The organism is Acinetobacter sp. V89_4 (genome assembly GCF_029967875.1).
In the GTDB taxonomy this organism is placed as follows: Bacteria; Pseudomonadota; Gammaproteobacteria; order Pseudomonadales; family Moraxellaceae; genus Acinetobacter; species Acinetobacter oleivorans.
Genome location: NZ_JASCAI010000021.1, coordinates 171,313 through 192,756 on the forward strand (window position 1 = coordinate 171,313; position 21,444 = coordinate 192,756).

The 21,444-nt window shown below is 39.8% G+C and carries 16 protein-coding genes and 1 pseudogene; 15 read left to right on the plus strand and 2 right to left on the minus strand.

Features of this window, described 5'->3' with window-relative positions; genetic code table 11:
- Window positions 1–211 precede the first annotated feature (211 nt).
- The 11 genes from sdhC to QLG01_RS09475 all read left to right on the plus strand — a co-directional run bounded on the left by sdhC (window position 212) and on the right by QLG01_RS09475 (window position 12,973).
- The gene (gene sdhC, locus QLG01_RS09420; RefSeq protein WP_081399112.1) at window positions 212–613 is read left to right on the plus strand and encodes a succinate dehydrogenase, cytochrome b556 subunit; all 402 of its coding nucleotides are present in this window, start codon (window positions 212–214) and stop codon (window positions 611–613) included.
- Window positions 613–978, plus strand: coding sequence for a succinate dehydrogenase, hydrophobic membrane anchor protein (gene sdhD, locus QLG01_RS09425; RefSeq protein ID WP_003655454.1), 366 nt, complete (start codon window positions 613–615; stop codon window positions 976–978). Before sdhC ends, sdhD begins: the two co-directional genes overlap by 1 nt.
- A gap of 12 nt (window positions 979–990) precedes the next feature.
- Window positions 991–2,826, plus strand: a complete 1,836-nt coding sequence (gene sdhA / locus QLG01_RS09430; protein WP_144734960.1) for a succinate dehydrogenase flavoprotein subunit — start codon at window positions 991–993, stop codon at window positions 2,824–2,826.
- 14 nt (window positions 2,827–2,840) lie between these two features.
- A complete protein-coding gene (locus tag QLG01_RS09435; protein ID WP_004789420.1) occupies window positions 2,841–3,551 on the plus strand; it encodes a succinate dehydrogenase iron-sulfur subunit in 711 nt (236 codons plus the stop codon).
- 283 nt (window positions 3,552–3,834) lie between these two features.
- Entirely contained in the window at window positions 3,835–3,963 is a 129-nt protein-coding gene (locus QLG01_RS09440; protein ID WP_002116082.1) for a hypothetical protein, read from the plus strand.
- Between the two features lie 157 nt (window positions 3,964–4,120).
- Window positions 4,121–6,961, plus strand: a complete 2,841-nt coding sequence (locus QLG01_RS09450; protein WP_004789422.1) for a 2-oxoglutarate dehydrogenase E1 component — start codon at window positions 4,121–4,123, stop codon at window positions 6,959–6,961.
- A complete protein-coding gene (gene odhB, locus QLG01_RS09455; RefSeq protein WP_004789424.1) occupies window positions 6,961–8,151 on the plus strand; it encodes a 2-oxoglutarate dehydrogenase complex dihydrolipoyllysine-residue succinyltransferase in 1,191 nt (396 codons plus the stop codon). Before QLG01_RS09450 ends, odhB begins: the two co-directional genes overlap by 1 nt.
- A 61-nt stretch (window positions 8,152–8,212) precedes the next feature.
- On the plus strand, window positions 8,213–9,646 hold the full coding sequence (gene lpdA / locus QLG01_RS09460) for a dihydrolipoyl dehydrogenase (protein WP_004775161.1): 1,434 nt from the start codon (window positions 8,213–8,215) through the stop codon (window positions 9,644–9,646).
- A 146-nt stretch (window positions 9,647–9,792) separates the two neighbouring features.
- On the plus strand, window positions 9,793–10,959 hold the full coding sequence (gene sucC / locus QLG01_RS09465; RefSeq protein ID WP_003655470.1) for an ADP-forming succinate--CoA ligase subunit beta: 1,167 nt from the start codon (window positions 9,793–9,795) through the stop codon (window positions 10,957–10,959).
- Window positions 10,960–10,973: 14 nt separating this feature from the next.
- The gene (sucD, locus tag QLG01_RS09470) at window positions 10,974–11,864 is read left to right on the plus strand and encodes a succinate--CoA ligase subunit alpha (RefSeq protein ID WP_003655479.1); all 891 of its coding nucleotides are present in this window, start codon (window positions 10,974–10,976) and stop codon (window positions 11,862–11,864) included.
- Window positions 11,865–12,241: 377 nt separating this feature from the next.
- A complete protein-coding gene (locus tag QLG01_RS09475) occupies window positions 12,242–12,973 on the plus strand; it encodes a hypothetical protein (protein WP_198308551.1) in 732 nt (243 codons plus the stop codon).
- 283 nt (window positions 12,974–13,256) lie between these two features.
- Here the strand turns inward: QLG01_RS09475 and QLG01_RS09480 are convergent.
- Both QLG01_RS09480 and trpS read right to left on the minus strand, forming a co-directional pair.
- A pseudogene (locus tag QLG01_RS09480) lies at window positions 13,257–13,418 on the minus strand (flotillin domain-containing protein); the annotation flags it as partial.
- Between the two features lie 343 nt (window positions 13,419–13,761).
- Window positions 13,762–14,775 (minus strand): tryptophan--tRNA ligase, encoded by a 1,014-nt coding sequence (trpS, locus tag QLG01_RS09485; RefSeq protein ID WP_004789430.1) that lies wholly within the window; start codon window positions 14,773–14,775, stop codon window positions 13,762–13,764.
- 207 nt (window positions 14,776–14,982) lie between these two features.
- Between trpS and QLG01_RS09490 the strand changes: the two genes are divergently transcribed.
- From QLG01_RS09490 to QLG01_RS09505, 4 genes are all read left to right on the plus strand, one after another.
- Complete coding sequence (locus QLG01_RS09490) at window positions 14,983–15,912, plus strand: DUF808 domain-containing protein (RefSeq protein ID WP_282496319.1); 930 nt, start codon at window positions 14,983–14,985, stop codon at window positions 15,910–15,912.
- A 26-nt stretch (window positions 15,913–15,938) separates the two neighbouring features.
- Window positions 15,939–16,838: a neutral zinc metallopeptidase gene (locus tag QLG01_RS09495; RefSeq protein WP_151827232.1), complete on the plus strand. Its 900-nt coding sequence runs from the start codon at window positions 15,939–15,941 to the stop codon at window positions 16,836–16,838.
- A gap of 242 nt (window positions 16,839–17,080) precedes the next feature.
- Complete coding sequence (locus QLG01_RS09500; protein ID WP_013196986.1) at window positions 17,081–18,583, plus strand: cation:proton antiporter; 1,503 nt, start codon at window positions 17,081–17,083, stop codon at window positions 18,581–18,583.
- A gap of 456 nt (window positions 18,584–19,039) precedes the next feature.
- Window positions 19,040–21,444: Ig-like domain-containing protein (locus QLG01_RS09505; protein WP_282496322.1), on the plus strand; the 2,405-nt coding region annotated here is incomplete at its 3' end.

Consider the following 21,444-nt stretch of genomic DNA (forward strand, 5'->3'; position numbering starts at 1 on the left):
TTTAACAGGGTTAATAGGGTGATATCATTGTTAATGATTCTTATTTAATTGTTTTTTGCTTAAATGGGAAAGTGGATTGTTTGTATTTTGATACTTCGCGTTTTATAATTCAGTGTCGTTTATAGGTTAGGCATGAGCTGTGCTTGCCTAACAATGCCAGCTTTCCTTGGAATTAATTCAACAAACTCCGGTCGGAGTTTCTACCTACAGGATGCCCGCTGTGAAAAGCAACAGACCTGTCAATTTGTCCATGGGTCAGGTGTTAGCGGTAAATTTACGCTCACCCGTGGCTATTGCATCAATTTTACACCGTTTATCAGGTGTCATCGTTTTCTTATTAGTACCAGTTCTATTATGGATTTTAGATAAATCATTATCTTCACCAGAAGGATTTGACTACGTTAAAAATGTCGTGTTTGGAAATATCCTTGTACGTTTTATCGTTTGGGTATTTGTAGCCGGCTTGTTATTCCACTTTATTGCTGGAGTAAAGCACTTACTTGCAGATTTAGGTTTTGCTGAAGAACTGCAAAGTGGTCGTATAGCAGCGACAATTTCATTGATCTTATCTGTGGTAGCTATTATCGCAGCCTTTATATGGATTATGTTCTAATGAAAAGTGCTACAGGTTTAACTGGTTCAGGTTCTCGTGATTGGTTTATCCAGCGTGTAAGTGCGGTTGTACTTGCAGCCTATACTGTTGTTCTTTTGGGTTGGATTCTCTGCAAAGGTGGATTTGACTATCAACAATGGGCTGGTTTCATGATGACATTACCAATGAAGATTTTCTCTTTATTGGCAATTTTATCGCTTATCGCACACGCATGGATTGGTATGTGGCAAGTTTTTACTGACTATGTCACTACTCGTCAAATGGGTCCTTCAGCGAAAGGTTTACGCCTTGTACTGACGACGGCTGTCATTATTGCAGTGTTTGTGTACGCAATCTGGGGTATCCAGATTTTCTGGGCGAATTGATAGGAAGACATCATGGGCGCGATAACCCCTAAAGAAGATTATTCAAATATTCAAAACCTCACTTTCGATGCAGTTATCGTTGGTGGTGGTGGTTCTGGTATGCGTGCATCTTACCAACTTGCTCAAGCAGGTTTGAAAGTTGCAGTACTCACTAAAGTTTTCCCAACACGTTCGCACACTGTAGCTGCTCAAGGTGGTATCGGTGCGTCGTTAGGTAATATGCAAGAAGATAACTGGCATTTCCATTTTTACGATACAGTAAAAGGTTCTGACTGGTTAGGTGACCAAGACGCAATTGAGTTTATGTGTCGTGAAGCACCAAAAGTTGTATATGAACTTGAACACATGGGTATGCCGTTTGACCGTAACGCTGATGGTACAATTTACCAACGTCCGTTCGGTGGTCACTCTGCTAACTATGGTGATAAACCAGTTCCACGTGCTTGTGCAGCTGCGGACCGTACAGGTCATGCATTATTGCACACGCTTTATCAAAGCAACGTGAAAATGGGTACTCAATTCTTCGTTGAGTGGATCGCTCTTGATTTGATTCGTAACGAAGCTGGTGATGTTCTTGGTGTAACAGCAATTGACCAAGAAACTGGTAACATTTCAGTATTCCAAGCAAAAGCGACATTATTTGCTACTGGTGGTGCTGGTCGTGTTTACCGTGCATCAACTAATGCTTATATCAACACTGGTGACGGTCTTGGTATGGCTGCTCGTGCTGGTATTCCATTACAAGATATGGAATTCTGGCAATTCCACCCAACGGGTGTTGCGGGCGCTGGTGTATTGTTGACTGAAGGTTGTCGTGGTGAAGGTGCAATCCTTCGTAATAAAGACGGCGAACCGTTCATGGAACGTTATGCACCTACTTTAAAAGACTTGGCTCCACGTGACTTCGTTTCACGCTCTATGGACCAAGAAATTAAAGAAGGTCGTGGTTGTGGTCCAAAAGGTGATTATATCTTACTTGATATGACTCACTTGGGCGCTGATACAATCATGAAGCGTTTACCATCTGTATTTGAGATTGGTAAAAAATTCGCGAACGTTGACATTACAAAAGAAGCGATTCCTGTAGTACCAACAATCCATTATCAAATGGGTGGTATTCCTACGAATATGCATGGTCAAGTGTGCTTACCTGAAGCGGGTACAGACAACTACACTAAACCTGTAAAAGGTTTCTATGCAATTGGCGAATGTTCTTGTGTATCAGTACATGGTGCAAACCGTTTAGGTACTAACTCACTTCTTGACTTGGTTGTATTTGGTAAAGCTGCTGGTGAGCACATTATCGATTACGTAACTAAGCATCATGGTGATGAATATGCACCTCTTCCAACAGATGTATTAGGGCAAACACTTGCTCGCGTACGTAAGTTGGATGACTCAACTTCTGGTGAAAATGCGCAAGAAGTTGCTGATGCAATTCGTGATATCGTTCAAGATCACGCTGGTGTATTCCGTACTCAAGCATTGCTTGATAAGGGTGTAAAAGAGATCCTTGCTCTTGAGCCACGTGTGCGTAATATCCACTTAAAAGATAAATCTAGAGTATTTAACACTGCACGTGTTGAAGCGCTTGAAGTTGAAAACTTGTATGAAGTTGCAAAAGCAACTTTAATTTCAGCAGCTGCGCGTAAAGAGTGTCGTGGTGCGCATACTGTAGTTGATTATGAATTACCAGCTGATCACCCAACTTATTCATACGGTCGCCGTGATGATGAGTGGATGAAACATACGTTATGGTATTCATCAGATAACCGTTTGGAATATAAGCCAGTGCGCTTCAAACCGTTGACTGTTGATGCAATTCCGCCAGCACCACGTACATTCTAATCGGGAGTATAAAGATGAGTAGAGGTACTCGTACATTCGAAATCTACCGCTATGATCCTGATAAGGATAAAGCGCCGTACATGCAAACTTTCAAGCTTGAATTGACTGACAAACACCGTATGTTGCTTGATGCATTGCTTGCATTGAAAGTTCAAGACGAATCGTTAACATTCCGTCGTTCTTGCCGTGAAGGTATTTGTGGTTCGGATGGTGTGAATATCAATGGTAAAAATGGTTTAGCTTGTTTAGAAAACCTAAATGATTTACCAGAGAAAATCGTAATTCGTCCGTTACCAGGTTTGCCGGTAGTTAAAGATTTGGTTGTTGATATGAACCAATTCTATGATCAATATGACAAGATTCAGCCATTCTTGATCAATAACCAACCAGCTCCACCTAAAGAGCGTTTACAATCTCCTGAAGAGCGTGAACACTTAAACGGTTTGTATGAATGTATTCTTTGTGCATGTTGTTCAACTTCATGTCCATCATTCTGGTGGAACCCTGACAAGTTCTTGGGTCCTTCAGCATTGTTGAATGCATACCGTTTTATTATTGATTCTCGTGATACTGCTACTGCAGACCGTTTGTCTCGTCTTGACGATCCATTCAGTTTGTTCCGTTGTAAAGGTATCATGAACTGTGTGTCAGTATGTCCTAAAGGTCTAAACCCTACAAAAGCAATCGGTCACATCCGTAATATGCTATTAGATCAAGCGGGTTAATTCTGCACAAATAGAGAACGCACATCCTTGATGTGCGTTTTTTTTTAACTTTATAATGTAAACTTTAGACTTTGGTCGAAAAAGATGAGGTTTTTATATATTGCACCATATATTAAAAGATAAAATCGCATATGTATTTCGCCAATTTATAGGTGGTATGTGTCAAAAAAATCAATCGTTCGTTAAGAACATGATACGATTTGCCACAAAGTTATAGGTGAAAAAAGCGTATACTAGTGAAATTAATTTAAGTAGCACAATCTTAGATCTGTGCTTAATTTTTATGGTTAAAGTCATTTTAGAAAAGTTAATTTTAAAGTTAATTTTTCTAAAAAGATTTGCAAAAAATTGCTCGGTTTTAATCGAGTATAAGGTGAGTGATGATGCCATTGAGGGTGTTGTGATTCATTAATTACCTATGGAGTTTCCTCTCTAGGTAGTATGACGCCCCATGGTCTTAAAGACCTGTTGGGTAAGTAATGCCTTTTTTACCAATTTGGCATTATGCATCATGGGTGTGCTTAAAAGGCAGCCTGTAATATTTTTTGCAATAGGAAATGGGTCCACAAATGCAAGAAGTTGCTGACGCATTGCGTCTTGACACTGAACTTTCCGCTGATAGTGCAGCGTATATTGAAGAACTTTACGAGCAGTACCTGTCTTCCCCAACCTCTGTAGCTGAGGACTGGCGCCAATATTTCGATAAATATCCAAAGGGTGACCAACCACACGGCGCTGTGCGTGAGCAATTCCTATTACTAGGACGTAATGCTAATCGTGTTCAACCTGTTGTACAAAGTACGGTTAGTACTGAGCATGAACGTCGTCAAATTGGCGTTTTACAACTTATTGCTGCTTATCGTAATCGCGGACATCAAAAAGCTAAGTTAGATCCATTAGGTCTTGCTAAGCGTGAAGAGATTCCAGATTTAGAGCTTTCAGCTCACGGTTTAACCAAATCAGATCTAGACACAGTATTCAATACCGGTAATCTTGAAATCGGTAAGAGCGAAGCGACGCTTGCTGAAATGATTGAAGCAATGGAAGCAATCTATTGTGGTTCAATCGGTGTTGAATATATGCATATCGTGGACACAAAAGAAAAGCGTTGGATTCAACAACGTCTTGAAAGTGTTCGTGGTCAGCTTAATTTTACAAATGATCAAAAGAAAGGGTTCCTGGAGCGTTTAACCGCTGCAGAAGGACTTGAAAAATACCTAGGCAATAAATACGTTGGTGCTAAACGCTTTGGTGTAGAAGGTGGTGAATCTTTTATTCCTATGGTGAATGAAATCATTCAACGTGCTGGTGCTGTTGGTTGTAAAGAAGTTGTTATTGGTATGCCACACCGTGGCCGTTTAAACCTTCTCGTTAATATTATGGGTAAAAACCCTGCAGACTTGTTTGGCGAGTTTGAAGGTAAAGCTATTCATAAGAAAGGTTCTGGCGACGTTAAATACCATCAAGGTTTCTCAAGTAATGTAATGACTCCTGGTGGCGAAGTTCACTTGGCATTAGCATTTAACCCATCTCACTTGGAAATCGTTGGTCCTGTAGTTGAAGGTTCTGTGCGTGCACGTCAAGTGCGTCGTAGAGACATCGGCGGTGATGACGTATTACCAGTGATTGTTCATGGTGATGCTGCATTTGCAGGTCAAGGTGTGAACATGGAAACTTTCCAGATGTCACAAACTCGTGGCTATACGGTTGGTGGTACTGTACACATTATCGTGAACAACCAAGTTGGTTTTACAACTTCTGATCCACGTGATGCGCGTTCTACTGAATATTGTACTGACGTGGCAAAAATGATTCAGACGCCAATTTTCCATGTGAATGGCGATGATCCTGAAGCAGTAATCTTTGCTACTCAATTAGCACATGATTTCCGTCACGAATTCCGTAAAGACGTAGTACTTGACTTGTTCTGTTACCGTCGTCGTGGTCATAACGAAGCAGATGAGCCGTCTGGTACACAGCCATTGATGTATCAAGTGATTGCTAAAAAAGCAACAACTCGTACACTCTATGCAGATCAACTTGTTCAAAACAAAGTAATTGATCGTGCTGAAGCAGACCAAATGGTTGAAGATTACCGTGCAGATTTAGAAGCCGGAAACCATGTAGCAAATGCTTTGGTGCTTGAACCAAATACAAAAATGTTTGTTGATTGGACACCTTATTTGGGCCATGACTACACAGACGATTGGGATACTTCATTTGACTTAAATCGCTTAAAAGAATTAGGCGAGGGCATGAGCAAACTTCCGGAAGGATTTGTTATGCAGCGTCAAGTGCAAAAAGTAATTGAAGATCGTGTGAAAATGCAAACTGGTGAAACTGCATTGAACTGGGGTGCTGCTGAAACTTTAGCTTACGCAACCTTGATCGATGAAGATTACCTTGTTCGTATTACTGGTGAAGACGTTGGGCGTGGTACATTCTCGCACCGTCATGCAAAATTGCATAATCAGGTAGATGGCTCAACGTATATTCCGCTTTGTCACGTTAAAGAAAACCAGCCTCGTTTTGCAATTTACGATTCTTTATTATCTGAAGAAGCTGTTCTTGCATTTGAATATGGTTATGCAACTACAATTCCTAAGAGCTTAATTATTTGGGAAGCACAATTTGGTGACTTCGTAAACTGTGCTCAGGTTGTAATTGACCAATTCATTGCTTCTGGCGAGACTAAGTGGGAACGAGTTTGTGGTTTAACAATGTTGTTACCACACGGTTTCGAAGGTCAAGGTCCAGAGCATTCATCAGCTCGTTTAGAACGTTTCTTACAGTTATGTGCTGAAGATAACATGCAAGTGATCACTCCAACGACACCTGCACAGATTTTCCATGCATTACGTCGTCAAGCTGTACGCCCAATTCGTAAGCCATTGATCGTAATGTCACCGAAATCTTTACTTCGTCATAAACTTGCGACTTCTACTTTAGAAGAGCTTGCAAATGGTTCATTCCAAACTGTAATTGACGAAATCGACCAAATTAACAAGTCAGATGTAACTCGTCTTGTACTTTGTGGTGGTAAAGTTTATTACGACTTACTCGAAAAACGTCGTGAACAAAACTTAACTAACGTCGCAATCGTACGCATTGAACAGTTATATCCATACCCAGAACAACGTCTTGCGGAAATCTTAGCTGCATATCCAAACGTGAAAGAACTTGTTTGGGCACAAGAAGAGCCGAAGAACCAAGGCGCTTGGTTATTTATCGCACCGCGTTTATACGACGATATCTTAAAATCTGGCAAACAAATCCGTATCAGTTTTGCAGGTCGTGAAGCTTCTGCTGCACCAGCTTGTGGCTCACCGTACTTGCATGCAAAACAACAAGCTCAGCTAATTAATGATGCATTGGCAATCGAAGCTGAACAATCAGGAGATTCTCAATAATGGCAACCGAAATTAAAGCACCGGTATTCCCAGAGTCTGTTGCAGATGGAACCATCGCAACTTGGCACAAAAAGGTGGGTGAACCTGTATCACGTGACGAAGTGATCTGTGATATTGAAACCGACAAAGTTGTTTTAGAAGTGGTTGCTCCTGCAGATGGTAGCTTAGTTGCAATCATTAAAGGTGAAGGCGATACAGTTCTTTCTGACGAAGTGATTGCTCAGTTTGAAGCTGGTGCTGGTGCAGCCGCTGCTCCTGCGGTAGAGCAAGAAGTTGCTCAAACTCAAGCTGGTGCAGCTCCTGTTGTTGAGCGCACTGAAGCTGTATCTGGTCAAGCTCCTGCAGTTCGTAAAGCTTTGTCTGAAACAGGTATTGCTGCTGCTGACGTACAAGGTACTGGTCGCGGTGGTCGTATCACTAAAGAAGATGTAGCAAACCATCAAGCTAAACCAGCTGCTAACGTTACTCCGTTAAGCGTAGCTGTTGGTGAGCGCATCGAAAAACGTGTTCCAATGACTCGTTTACGTAAGCGTGTAGCTGAGCGTCTTCTTTCTGCAACTCAAGAAACTGCAATGTTAACTACATTTAATGAAGTTAACATGAAGCCAATCATGGAATTGCGTAAGCAATATAAAGATGCGTTTGAAAAACGCCATGGCGCTCGTTTGGGCTTCATGTCATTCTTTGTTAAAGCTGTAACTGAAGCACTTAAACGCTATCCTGCGGTAAATGCTTCAATTGATGGCGACGATATTGTTTATCACGGTTACTATGACATCGGTGTTGCTGTATCTTCTGATCGTGGTCTTGTTGTACCAGTATTACGTGATACTGATCGTATGAGCTATGCAGAAGTTGAAGCTGGTATTGGTGCGTATGCTGCTAAAGCACGTGACGGTAAATTATCTATCGAAGAAATGACTGGTGGTACTTTCACTATTACTAACGGTGGTACTTTCGGTTCATTACTTTCAACTCCAATTTTGAATCAGCCGCAAACTGGTATCTTGGGTATGCACAAAATCCAAGAGCGTCCTATGGCTGTAAATGGTCAAGTTGAAATCTTGCCAATGATGTATTTAGCGCTTTCTTATGACCACCGTATGATCGATGGTAAAGAAGCAGTAGGTTTCTTGGTAGCAATCAAAGAATTGTTAGAAGAGCCAGCTAAACTCATCCTTGATCTTTAATTTCTTCGAATAATATTACCGAGATAGAGTGATCCTCTATCTCGGACCATGGAGATAAACAATGTCTCAACAATTTGATCTTGTTGTTATTGGCGGTGGTCCTGGTGGTTATGAAGCTGCAATTCGTGCTGCTCAACTAGGTTTTAAAGTCGCTTGTATCGAAAAACGTATTCACAATGGTAAGCCATCTTTAGGTGGTACATGCTTAAACGTAGGTTGTATCCCTTCTAAAGCATTACTTGACTCTTCACATCGTTATGAAGATACAGTGCATCATTTAGCTGATCACGGTATTACTACAGGTGAAGTGAATTTTGATCTTGCTAAGCTTCTTGCTCGTAAAGACAAAATTGTTGACCAATTAACTGGTGGTATCGATCAATTGCTTAAAGGCAATGGTATTGAGTGGTTAAAAGGTACTGGTAAATTACTTGCTGGTAAAAAAGTTGAGTTTGTTTCACACGAAGGTGAGACTCAAGTTTTAGAACCTAAATATGTAATTCTTGCGTCTGGTTCTGTACCTGTAAATATTCCAGTAGCTCCTGTAGATCAAGATATTATTGTTGATTCAACTGGCGCATTAAACTTCCCAGAAGTACCTAAACGTTTAGGTGTTATTGGTGCTGGTGTAATCGGTTTAGAACTTGGTTCTGTTTGGCGTCGTCTTGGTGCTGAAGTTGTTGTATTTGAAGCAATGGATGCATTTTTACCAATGGCTGATAAAGCTTTGGCAAAAGACTACCAAAAACTTTTAACTAAGCAAGGTCTTGATATTCGTATTGGCGCTAAAGTTGCTGGTACTGAAGTTAATGGTCGTGAAGTGACTGTTAAATACACTCAAGGTGGCGAAGAAAAAACTCAGACTTTTGACAAGTTAATCGTTTGTGTAGGCCGTAAAGCTTATGCAGAAGGTTTATTGGCTGATGATTCAGGCATTAAATTGACTGAACGTGGTCTAGTTGAAGTAAATGATCACTGTGCAACTTCTGTAGAAGGTGTATATGCGATTGGTGACTTAGTTCGTGGTCCAATGCTTGCTCATAAAGCAATGGAAGAAGGTGTAATGGCTGTTGAACGTATCCACGGTCATGCAGCTCAAGTGAACTATGACACAATCATTTCTGTTATCTATACACATCCGGAAGCGGCATGGGTTGGTTTAACTGAAGAACAAGCTAAAGAAAAAGGTCATGAAGTTAAAACTGGTCAATTCGGTTTTGCTGTAAATGGTCGTGCTTTAGCTGCGGGTGAAGGTGCTGGTTTTGTTAAGTTTGTTGCTGATGCAAAAACTGACCGTTTATTAGGTATGCATGTCATTGGACCTGCTGCATCTGATATCGTACACCAAGGTATGATCGCTCTTGAATTTGTATCTTCTGTTGAAGATCTTCAGTTAATGACATTTGGTCATCCAACATTCTCTGAAGTTGTTCATGAAGCTGCACTTGCTGTAGATGGTCGTGCAATTCACGCGATTCAACGTAAGCGTAAATAAAATAAAGAGCGGTTCTCCGCTCTTTTTCACATTTGATGGTGTGATTAAAAAAACATCAAGGTGATAGAGTAGACAGCAATTTGCATATACAACATGAGAATGTTGCGCAAATTGAAGACAACAAACAAAGTTAAGTAGGTAACTAAATGAACTTACATGAGTATCAAGCTAAAGCGTTATTGAAAGAATATGGTATGCCGGTACAAGAAGGTATCTTGGCAACCAATGCAGACGAAGCAGTTGCTGCATTCGAACAGCTTGGTGGTAAATTCGCGGTAATGAAAGCGCAAGTTCATGCTGGTGGTCGTGGTAAGGCTGGTGGCGTTAAAGTTGCAAAATCTAAAGAAGATGTTATCGAGTTTGCAAATAACATTATTGGTACTCGTCTTGTAACGTATCAAACAGATGCAAATGGTCAACCAGTAAACAGCATTATTGTTGCTGAAGACGTATACCCAGTTGAGCGTGAGCTTTACTTGGGCGCGGTTGTAGACCGTTCTAGCCGTCGTATTACTTTCATGGCTTCTACAGAAGGTGGTGTAGAAATCGAGAAAGTTGCAGAAGAAACTCCAGAAAAAATTATCAAAGTTGAAGTTGATCCATTAGTTGGCTTACAACCATTCCAAGCGCGCGAAGTTGCGTTTGCATTAGGTTTGAAAGACAAGCAAATCAGCCAATTTGTTAAAATTATGGCTGCTGCTTACCAAGCATTTGTAGAAAATGACTTTGCATTATTCGAAATTAATCCACTTTCAGTTCGTGAAAATGGCGATATTTTATGTGTAGATGCAAAAGTTGGTATCGACTCTAACGCGCTTTACCGTTTACCTAAAGTTGCTGCTTTACGTGACAAATCTCAAGAGAATGAGCGTGAATTAAAAGCATCTGAATTTGATCTTAACTATGTTGCTTTAGAAGGTAACATCGGTTGTATGGTTAACGGTGCTGGTCTTGCAATGGCAACTATGGACATCATTAAACTTTATGGTGGTCAGCCTGCAAACTTCCTTGACGTTGGTGGCGGTGCAACTAAAGAGCGCGTAATCGAAGCGTTCAAAATCATCCTTGCTGATACATCTGTACAAGGTGTTTTAATTAACATCTTCGGTGGTATCGTACGTTGTGACATGATTGCTGAAGCAATTATTGCAGCGGTTCAAGAAGTAAACGTAACTGTTCCAGTTGTTGTTCGTTTAGAAGGTAACAACGCTGAGTTAGGTGCTAAATTACTTGATGAATCTGGTTTGAAATTAATTTCTGCGAACGGCTTGTCTGATGCCGCAGAAAAAGTTGTAGCTGCAGTTAAAGCGTAAGGGGAGTATCAATCATGAGCGTATTAATTAATAAAGACACTAAAGTATTGGTACAAGGTTTTACTGGTAAAAACGGTACTTTCCACTCTGCACAAGCTTTAGACTACGGTACAAAAGTTGTTGGTGGTGTTACTCCAGGTAAAGGTGGTACTACTCACCTTGACTTGCCAGTATTCAACACAATGAAAGAAGCTGTACGTGAAACAAATGCAGATGCATCTGTAATTTATGTACCAGCTCCATTCGTTTTAGATTCTATCGTTGAAGCGGTTGATTCAGGTGTTGGCCTAATCGTTGTGATCACTGAAGGTGTTCCAACAATCGACATGCTTAAAGCAAAACGCTACTTAGAAACTAACGGTAACGGTACTCGTTTAGTTGGTCCTAACTGCCCAGGCGTGATCACTCCAGGCGAATGTAAGATTGGTATTATGCCTGGTCACATTCACCAACCAGGTCGTATTGGTATCATCTCGCGTTCAGGTACATTGACTTATGAAGCTGTTGCTCAAACAACTAAGCTTGGTTTAGGTCAGTCTACTTGTATCGGTATTGGTGGTGACCCAATCCCAGGTATGAACCAAATCGAAGCTCTTCAATTGTTCCAAGACGATCCAGATACTGATGCAATCATCATGATCGGTGAGATCGGTGGTACAGCGGAAGAAGAAGCTGCTGAATTCATCAAATCTAACGTGACTAAGCCTGTAGTAGGTTACATTGCTGGTGTAACTGCACCTAAAGGTAAGCGTATGGGTCACGCTGGTGCGATCATTTCTGGTGGTCAAGGTACTGCAGAAGAGAAATTCGCTGCATTTGAACGCGCGGGAATGGCTTACACTCGTAGCCCAGCTGAGCTTGGTTCAACAATGTTACAAGTTTTAAAAGAGAAAGGTTTAGCGTAATTCGTTAGATTTTGATCTTTAAAAAAAACCCCAATGGAGACATTGGGGTTTTTTATTAAAATGAAATGATATTAATTTTTTTGAATGATATTTAAATTCCATATATTTCCTATTTTCATTCTTTAAGATGAAAAAGAAGAGCCTTATGACTAATACCAATTTTCATGAATAATTTAATATTCAATTGCTTATAAATATTCCCTTTTAAAGAGAAATGTTTAGCCTCATTCATTAGATTTTAATCTTAAAACCCCAATGGAGATATTGGTTTTTTACTGGGAAATATAATTGGAGTATTCATGGACTTAGTCTACTAAATAAAATCTAGTAGACTAGTTGTATCCTTACAAAAAATATCAATGACAAAGGCAATCGTCATGTATGTGAAAATATCTAGTGTGACTCTCTTTTGCACTTTAATTTCGGGGTGTGCCACAAATCCAGAAAAGTTACAGACACCAGTTGAACTTACTTGTATTTTCCTCAAAGAGCCTCTTTCAACTACAGGGCTCTATGGTCCACTCAATGTGGAGTGGACCACCCGTCTAGAAAGAGGGCCATATTGGTCAGAAAAGATAGATGAAAAGGGCACATTCTTTCGAGGGGCACCTGGTAGTATTTCAATTCGAAGCCCAGACTATCCATCAATACCAGGACAACCTGCAGCAACTGACGGTGGCTTTTACTTACCAAAAGACCCTAAGGAGCCAGTCAAAATTTATCGCTACTTCACAACAAAGGCAGTACCTGTTGAAGTTCCATCTGACAATGTGACGTGTAATACTCTAGCTTATACTAAAGAATCTGCATCCCATAAGGTTAGTCTGGTATCCTTTGCCACAGCTGGCGCAGTAGGAGGTGCTACTGGCGCCATAATTGGTAAGAACTTTTCCTCAGGAAATGTGAGCTACGGTCAAGCCGCAGGAGCTGGCGCTGCAGGGGGAGCAATCGGTGGATTGATTGTTGCTGCTATCATCAACGCTGAAGTAGGGAAAATCATTGATGGTCTACCAATAAAAGAATCTAGTTTTATGGAAAAGCTTCGCGAACTTGGGGCAAAACGCGAGTCTCTTAAACAAATTTCTTTACTACCAGCTTCTAGTCCATAAAGCTTATTCCCTCACGTTTATTCATCCATCAAGATGTCGCTAGTAGTCAGCACCTTTCTTATTAAACGTTGGGCATCCGCTTCGCTATACTTTTTCAATGCGTGATTTAATTCAAGGGCAGAGATGCCCCTATTTGATATTTTACTAACCTTATACTGAACTTGGTATCTAATTACTCATTTTCACCATAGGAATGGGTGAAACGGAAGATGAAAATTGTAGATCGAACATTTAGCATTTCGGTCTACATTGAAATAGGAGTACTAAACAGAGTGTATCACCCTTACTTAGCTTTTGGTTTCAACCCTTGAGTCAAACCATTGCCATCACTACCTTGTAAGCCCAATCCATTCATTAAGTTATCAATCAAAGGCGCTTGTGAGCGATAGCGTAGCGCGCTATTCACCACTTGATCAGACAAAGAAGTTTGAGAATTTTCAACAGAAGCATTACTATAATTCGGTTGAATTTCACCCTAAATTGCCAACATTATTATAGGCAAAAAAATACGCAATGATTGGGGTGATCATTGCGTAGAACAACGAATCTGTAAAAACAGTTTCGGTTTAAGGAGAAATGTCGTGAGGTTCATATCATGTAACCTACATGATGAATAATAGAGATAGTTAAGAAATTCTTCATCGCTATTAGCGTTAATAAGTGTTACTTCACGTTAACAGGGTAAAAGCATGTGAATAGTCGTCAATACATTAGTAATTCTAAAAAATTATGCTATGAATAAAATAAGCATAAAAAAAGCCCCGAAGGGCTTTTAATTTTTAAAGGAATTAGAATTTAAATAATCCTAAACCATCTTTAACTTCATCTAATGTTTGTTGAGTAATAAGACGACACTTATCTGTACCTTGACGTAAAACATCCATAATGTAGTCAGGATCTTTAGCAAGTTCTTCACGACGTTCACGGATAGGGCTGATTAATTCCTTCAAAACACCTTCAAGGCGTTTTTTAACAGTTCCATCACCAAGACCGCCGCGACGATAGTGTGCTTTTAACTCTTCAACTTCTTCTTTATTTGGATCAAATGCATCTAAGTAAGTAAATACAATATTTCCTTCAACCTGACCTGGATCTTCAATGCGAAGATGATTTGGGTCGGTATACATTGCATTTACAGCTTTTTTAATGTCTTTATCAGAAGCATTTAAAACAATGGTATTACCTAATGATTTAGACATTTTTGCCTTGCCATCAAAACCAGGTAAGCGTGCCATATTTGAAAGTAAAGCTTTACATTCAGGTAAAAGGTCTTGGCCAATCTGACGGTTTACTCGACGTACGATTTCATTGGTTTGTTCAATCATTGGAATTTGATCTTCACCCACTGGAACCACAGTCGCTTTAAAAGCAGTGATGTCAGCCGCTTGTGCAACAGGGTAGCAGAGGAAACCCGCTGGAATGTCACGCTCAAAACCGCGCATTTGAATCTCAGACTTAATGGTCGGGTTGCGCTCTAAGCGTGCAACCGTCACGAAGTTAAGATAGAGCATAGTAAGCTCATTCAATGCTGGTAAGCATGATTGTACGCAAATCGTGGTTTTTGTTGGATCAATGCCTACAGCTAAATAATCTAGAGCAACTTCCAAAATATTGCGACGGACTTTATCTGGGTTATCTGCATTGTCTGTTAGGGCTTGTGCATCTGCTAACAAGAGATGTTGATGATGGCTATCCTGTAAACCTACACGAGAACGCAAAGAACCGACAAAATGCCCAAGATGAAGTTGTCCGGTTGGGCGGTCGCCTGTCAAAATAATTGGACGCTGATCAACATTACTCATTATTTATTCCACTGTCTTATTGGCTTAATCAGGGGTAGTAAGCCCTGCAATATAAAAGATTGGCATTATTGTACGGGAAATAAAAAAAATTCGTCAGCGATTGGTTAAACTTTTCTTAAAATAATATTGTGAATTTATTCAGTAAAATTACAGAAATTGAAAAAAATCATCTTACAATAGCCTAATAAATACAAACTTGGATAAGAAATGGCAAGTGGCTTACTTTTATTACTAGATGATATTGCAACAATTTTAGATGATGTTGCTTTAATGAGCAAAATGGCAGCAAAGAAAACTGCTGGTGTTTTAGGCGATGATTTAGCTTTAAATGCGCAACAAGTTACAGGTGTGCGTGCAGATCGTGAAATACCTATTGTTTGGAAAGTGGCTAAAGGCTCATTTGTTAATAAACTTATTTTAGTTCCTTTAGCATTGTTGATTAGTGTGGTTGCGCCTTGGCTGATTAATCCACTCTTAATGTTGGGAGGTTTATTTTTGTGTTATGAGGGGGTGGAGAAAGTTCTTCATACCATTATGCATAAAAAGCCATCTACATCAGAAGAAGCAAAAGCAGAATTTGATAGTGAAGAATTAGATTTAGCAAATTTTGAAAAAGAAAAAGTAAAAGGAGCTGTTCGAACAGATTTTATTTTATCAGCTGAAATTGTTGTTATTTCTTTAGGCACCGTGGCTACAGCTAGTTTAATGACTAAGGTAAGCGTACTTAGTATTATTGCTATTGTTATGACAATTGGTGTTTATGGCTTAGTTGGCATGATTGTTAAGATTGATGATTTGGGATTATATTTAACTAAGCAAACTACCTCATTCAAGCAAACTATAGGTCGAGGTTTATTAGCTTTTGCACCTTTTTTAATGAAACTACTTTCAATCGTAGGCACCATTGCAATGTTCTTAGTTGGTGGCGGAATTATTAATCATACAATTCCACTACTTCATCACTTAACTGAAAACACAGTGGACCATGTAGAAACGATACCAGCAGTAGGCAATATTATTGGTGCTTTAACACCGACACTGATTAATTTTGGAATAGGACTGGTTGCAGGTGCAATTGTTCTATTAATTGTGAGTTTAATACAAAAAATGTGGCCAAAAAAAGCATCGGGTTCATGATGCCATTCTAAAATAAGAGGGAAATTATGCGCTGGAAAGGTCGTCGAATTAGTACCAATGTGGAAGACCGTCGAGGTGGTGGCGGTGTTAGAGCAGGTGGTATCAGCATTATTGGGTTGGTTGTTGCATTTGTTGCATGGAAGTTTTTTGGGGTTGATCCACAACAAGCTTATCAGGCAACTCAGCAAGTCACTGCATCACAGCAGTCAAATGCAACTGCACCAGAAAGTTTAACACCCGAGCAAAAAGAAGCCTCTGATTTTGTTGGAACTGTTTTGGCTGATACAGAGGATACGTGGACTCCTATATTTAAACAGTTAGGTAAAACATATACGCCACCAAGATTGGTGTTATTTAGTGGAATGATTCAATCTGGATGCGGTACTGCTCAATCTGCAATGGGACCATTTTATTGTCCAGCAGACCAGAAGGTTTATATCGATACAGAATTCTTTAAAGATATGCGTCAGCAAATGGGAATTTCTGGTGAACAAAATCAATCTGAACTTTCTAGACAAGATCAGGCAGGCGATTTTGCTCAAGCTTATGTGGTTGCACATGAGGTAGGGCACCATGTTCAAACCTTGCTTGGTATTTCCTCACAAGTTCAACAAGCCCGTGCACAAGCGAGCCAAAGAGAAGGTAATCAATTATCTGTTCGTCAAGAATTGCAAGCCGATTGTTTAGCTGGTATTTGGGCGAGTCATAATCAGCAACGTACTCAATTTTTAGAGCAAGGTGATATTGAAGAAGCGATGGATGCTGCTCAAAAAATTGGAGATGATTATTTGCAGAAACGCTCTACTGGTCAGGTTGTTCCAGATAGCTTTACACATGGTAGTAGTGAACAGCGAATGCACTGGTTCCAGGTTGGTTTAAAAACTGGCGATATTAACCAATGCGATACTTTTAACAATCCAGTTTAATCTTTTCTAGGATGAGTCTTGTTAAACATATTTAAGAAGCTCATCCGTTTTTCTTTAGATCATAACTATAAATAATGTTAAGAAATTTAACAGAGTGATAGATTGTTCAATCAATTCGTTAAACTTGTGTCCTAATTTCTGTTTTTTATGATTATGGCATTCTTTATGCCAGTTTTTTATTAAGTTTGGTCGATCTAACAAAGTTTCTCTTATTTGGTCGTTGACCCAGAAGAAGGGTATTCATGGGTAATTTTTTTCTACTACAAGCATTCACAGTGGTTTTTGCGCTATCAATCGCAACCACGATCTTTAATAAGCGCATTTTAGGCTTTCCTCAGGCTATTGGTGTGCCGCTGGTCTCAGCAATTTTTGTCTTTATTTTGCAATGGGGCGCAAGCCTGCTAAACGGTAACCAGTTTATTACCATTAATATTCATAATATTGAAGAAGCCGTGCGCCATATCGATTTTTATGATTTTTTAATTAATGGTGTCATCTGTTTTATTTTAACTTCTTCAGCACTTAAATTTAAAATTTCTGATTTAAAAAGTTACTGGAAGCAAATTAGTATCTTGGCCACCATTGCATTAGTCATTTGCGCCGTTTTATTTGGTGGATTGCTCTACGGATTCCAACTTCTGGTTGGATATCATGTGCCAATTCTGGTGCTTTTACTTTTAGGTGCAGCTTTAGGGGCAACAGATCCTATTGGTATTAAAGGTGTACTTAGTTCGATCCGTGCACCGCATCATTTGATCGTTAAGCTGGAAGGTGAGTCACTATTTAATGATGCAATGTGTATTGCATTATTTATGACCTTACTCAATGTTTTACAGGGTGAACATTTCTCGTTGATGGCGACACTAGAAGCTCTACTCTATGAAATTGTTGTTGCGGTCGGGATTGGTTGGGCATTTGGGGTAGGGGTGTTGCGTCTATTACGTGGTAAACACGAAATGGAGTCCCTGATTTTGACAACAGCTTTGCTTGCGAGTGGAGCATATTTAGTGGCTTTGTTTGCCCATGCATCAGCACCGATTGCCTGTGTAATAGGTGGTTTAATTGTTGGAAACAAATGGAAAGAAATACGAGAAGAGCAAGAGATTCAAGAAGTTAATCATTTTTGGCATACCGTAGAAGGAATCATCAACTCATTCTTGTTTACTTTAATTGGTCTAGAGTTATTTATTCTTGATTTAAACTTTAGCCTAATTTTAGGCGGTATTGTTGCGTTCTTTATTCTACATATCTCTCGTTTTGCAGCCAACTTCATGGCTTTTGCCTTTTTCCCGAATATGCGGAAAATGAAAAGTTATAATGGTAGTTTAACCATTTTATCTTGGGGTGGGGTACGAGGGGGGATTTCACTTGCATTGATTTTGGCGGTTGCCAATATTCCTGCATTAAGTCCTTATAGCAGTATTCTGATTGGCTATACTTTTATTAGTGTGTTGTTATCAGGCATTGTATGTGGTCTAGGCCTTCCAGCTGTGATGAATGCTTTCTATTACAATCCGAATGAAGAAACCGAAGGTTTAAAAGGTCTCTATCAACGACTGTGTCATAAGATGAATCGAAGAGGCTTTCAATATATTGTTGGAGAGGATGCACTGGGTAGAGAAACAATTACCGTTTTTAATCCTGATATTCTGGTTGACCAAAAAACAGAAGATGGAATTGCAACAATGCATGACCCGAATAAGTTACAAGAAGTAAAACGTTTTGAGAGCCCGGATAATTTCTAAATATTTGCAGTTTTAAATTTTATATAAGATTTACAAATTAGGTTTTAGTGTAATAGTGAAATATTACCTAAAGCCTTTTTTTTCTATATATATCATTAATAATATATTTTATTTTATTAAGATATTAATAATTGTTATATGAATATTTTAATTAAATGACATTTCAACAAATGGTAAATATAAAAAAAGAAATTTGTTTTATATATAAAACATTTAAAGAAATTTTCTCTTAAATTAACACAAGATAAACTCAAAGAAGACTTATATATAATTTCTATTAATTAAAATTTTTTCTTTAGGTACTTTAGTATTTGTTTTTTTTATTTTAAAGTGGTTAATGTAAAAATGATCACATTACTTAATGTTTTTAAGTTGTAGGTCAAAAACTTTAAAACATTAAGTAAAAAGAATTATACAAAAAATCATTTAAATCAATAATATAAAAGGAATACAGATATGCCTGAAATACAAATTATTGCCAAGGATAGTCACGACACCTTGTCAACCATCAAGGGAACTTCCGCATCGCTTACAGAAGCATCGGTTGTATTGGTAAAAGTGGCTGCCAGTGATGTATTGGTAGTGAATAGGGAGGGAACCAATGCAGTCATTCGCCTTAAAAATGGCGAGACAATTGTTATTGAAGGCTTTTTTAGTGGAACAGCTGAGCCTAAAGATAACAGCCTTGTTTTTCAAGACGAAAATGGACAGTTAATCTGGGCAAAATTCAAAGATGCTGAAAATGATGCAGACGCGGACGCTGATGCGGATGCGGATGCCGACAGTGATGTTGAGCCACAAGCACTCGTAGCTGAAGATTTACCAGCTGCTTTACCAGCAGAGGCACCACAAGAGTTGGTGTCTGATGTTATTTATCAGCCTATTTCTTCAATTGAACCATTGCTTTATCACGATGGTGGTATAAACCCATGGCTGTGGGCTATCCCATTAGTTGCGGGTGGTATTATCGCAGCAGCATCGAATCATGATAGTAATAATGACTCTTCAACACCTACCGATACTACTCCACCAAATACAGATGGAGTAAATTTCTCTGTTAATTCAGTTACATCAGATAATGTACTTAATGCCTCAGAGGCAGCAGGTAATGTCACGATTACTGGTATTTTGAAAAACATTCCAGCAGATGCAGCAAATACTGTTGTGACTGTTGTAATCAATGGTCAAGAGTACACTGCAATTGTAGACAAGGTTGCAGGTACTTGGAGTGTAAGCGTACCGGGTAGTGGTTTAAAAGCAGATCCAGATCAAACTATTGATGCTACTGTAACGTTTACAGATGCAGCAGGTAATAGTAGCACTGTTAAAGATACGCAAACTTATACAGTAGATACCACAGCACCAAATGCGCCAGTGATTGACCCAGTTAACGGGACAGACCCAATTACAGGTACGGCAGAACCTGGTTCAACAGTAACAGTGACTTATCCGGACGGAAGTACGAAAACTGTTGTAGCAGGACCAGATGGTACATGGTCAGTAGATAATCCTGGTGATCTTAAAGATGGAGATACGGTAACAGCCGTAGCAACAGATCCTGCTGGCAATACTTCCGGACCAGGGACTGCTATTGTGGATGCCGTTGGGCCAAATACAGATGGTGTCAACTTTGCAGTCGATTCAGTAACTGCTGATAACGTAATTAATGCCTCAGAGGCATCGGGCAATGTCACCATTACAGGTGTCTTGAAAAATGTTCCGGCAGATGCGACGAATACAGTCGTTACTGTTGTTATTAATGGTCAAACATATACTGCAACAGTTGATAAAGTTGCAGGCACTTGGAGTGTAAGTGTACCGGGTAGTGGTTTGGTTGCTGATGCAGATAAAACCATTGATGCTAAAGTAACTTTCACTGATGCAGCAGGTAATAGCAGCACAGTTAACGATACACAAACTTATACGCTTGATACATCAGCACCGACAGTCGCTCTTGATGATGTGCTCACAAACGACAGCACACCTGTGTTAACCGGTACAGTGAATGATCCGACCGCTACTGTGGTAGTGACTGTGGATGGTGTGAACTACCCAGCGACCAACAATGGTGACGGCACTTGGACCCTTGCAGATAATACACTGCCAGTGCTCACAGATGGTCCACACACGATTACCGTGACTGCAACAGATGCAGCAGGTAACAAAGGTACAGATACAGGTGTGGTCACAGTTGATACTGCAGCACCAAATACAGGATCAGTAAATTTTGCGATTGATTCGGTAACATCTGACAACGTGATTAATGCCTCAGAGGCATCAGGTAATGTCACCATTACAGGTGTCTTGAAAAATGTTCCGGCAGATGCGACGAATACAGTCGTTACTGTTGTTATTAATGGTCAAACCTATACTGCAACTGTAGACAGTGCAGCAGGTACATGGACAGTAAGTGTACTAGGTAGTGGTTTAGTTGCTGATGCAGATAAAACCATTGATGCCAAAGTAACCTTCACTGATGCAGCAGGTAATAGCAGCACAGTTAACGATACACAAACTTATACAGTAGATACCACTGCACCAAATGCACCGGTCCTTGATCCAATCAATGCGACTGATCCAGTGACAGGTACAGCAGAACCGGGTTCAACCGTGACTGTAAGCTTCCCGGATGGTACGACAGCAACTGTGGTTGCAGGTACAGACGGCACATGGTCAGTACCAAACCCAGGTGATCTTAAAGATGGAGACACGGTAACAGCAGTCGCAACCGATCCAGCAGGTAACCCATCGTTACCGGGAACAGGTATTGTGGATGCAGTTGGTCCAAATACAGATGGTGTCAACTTTGCAGTTGATTCAGTAACTGCTGATAACGTGATTAATGCTTCAGAAGCATCAGG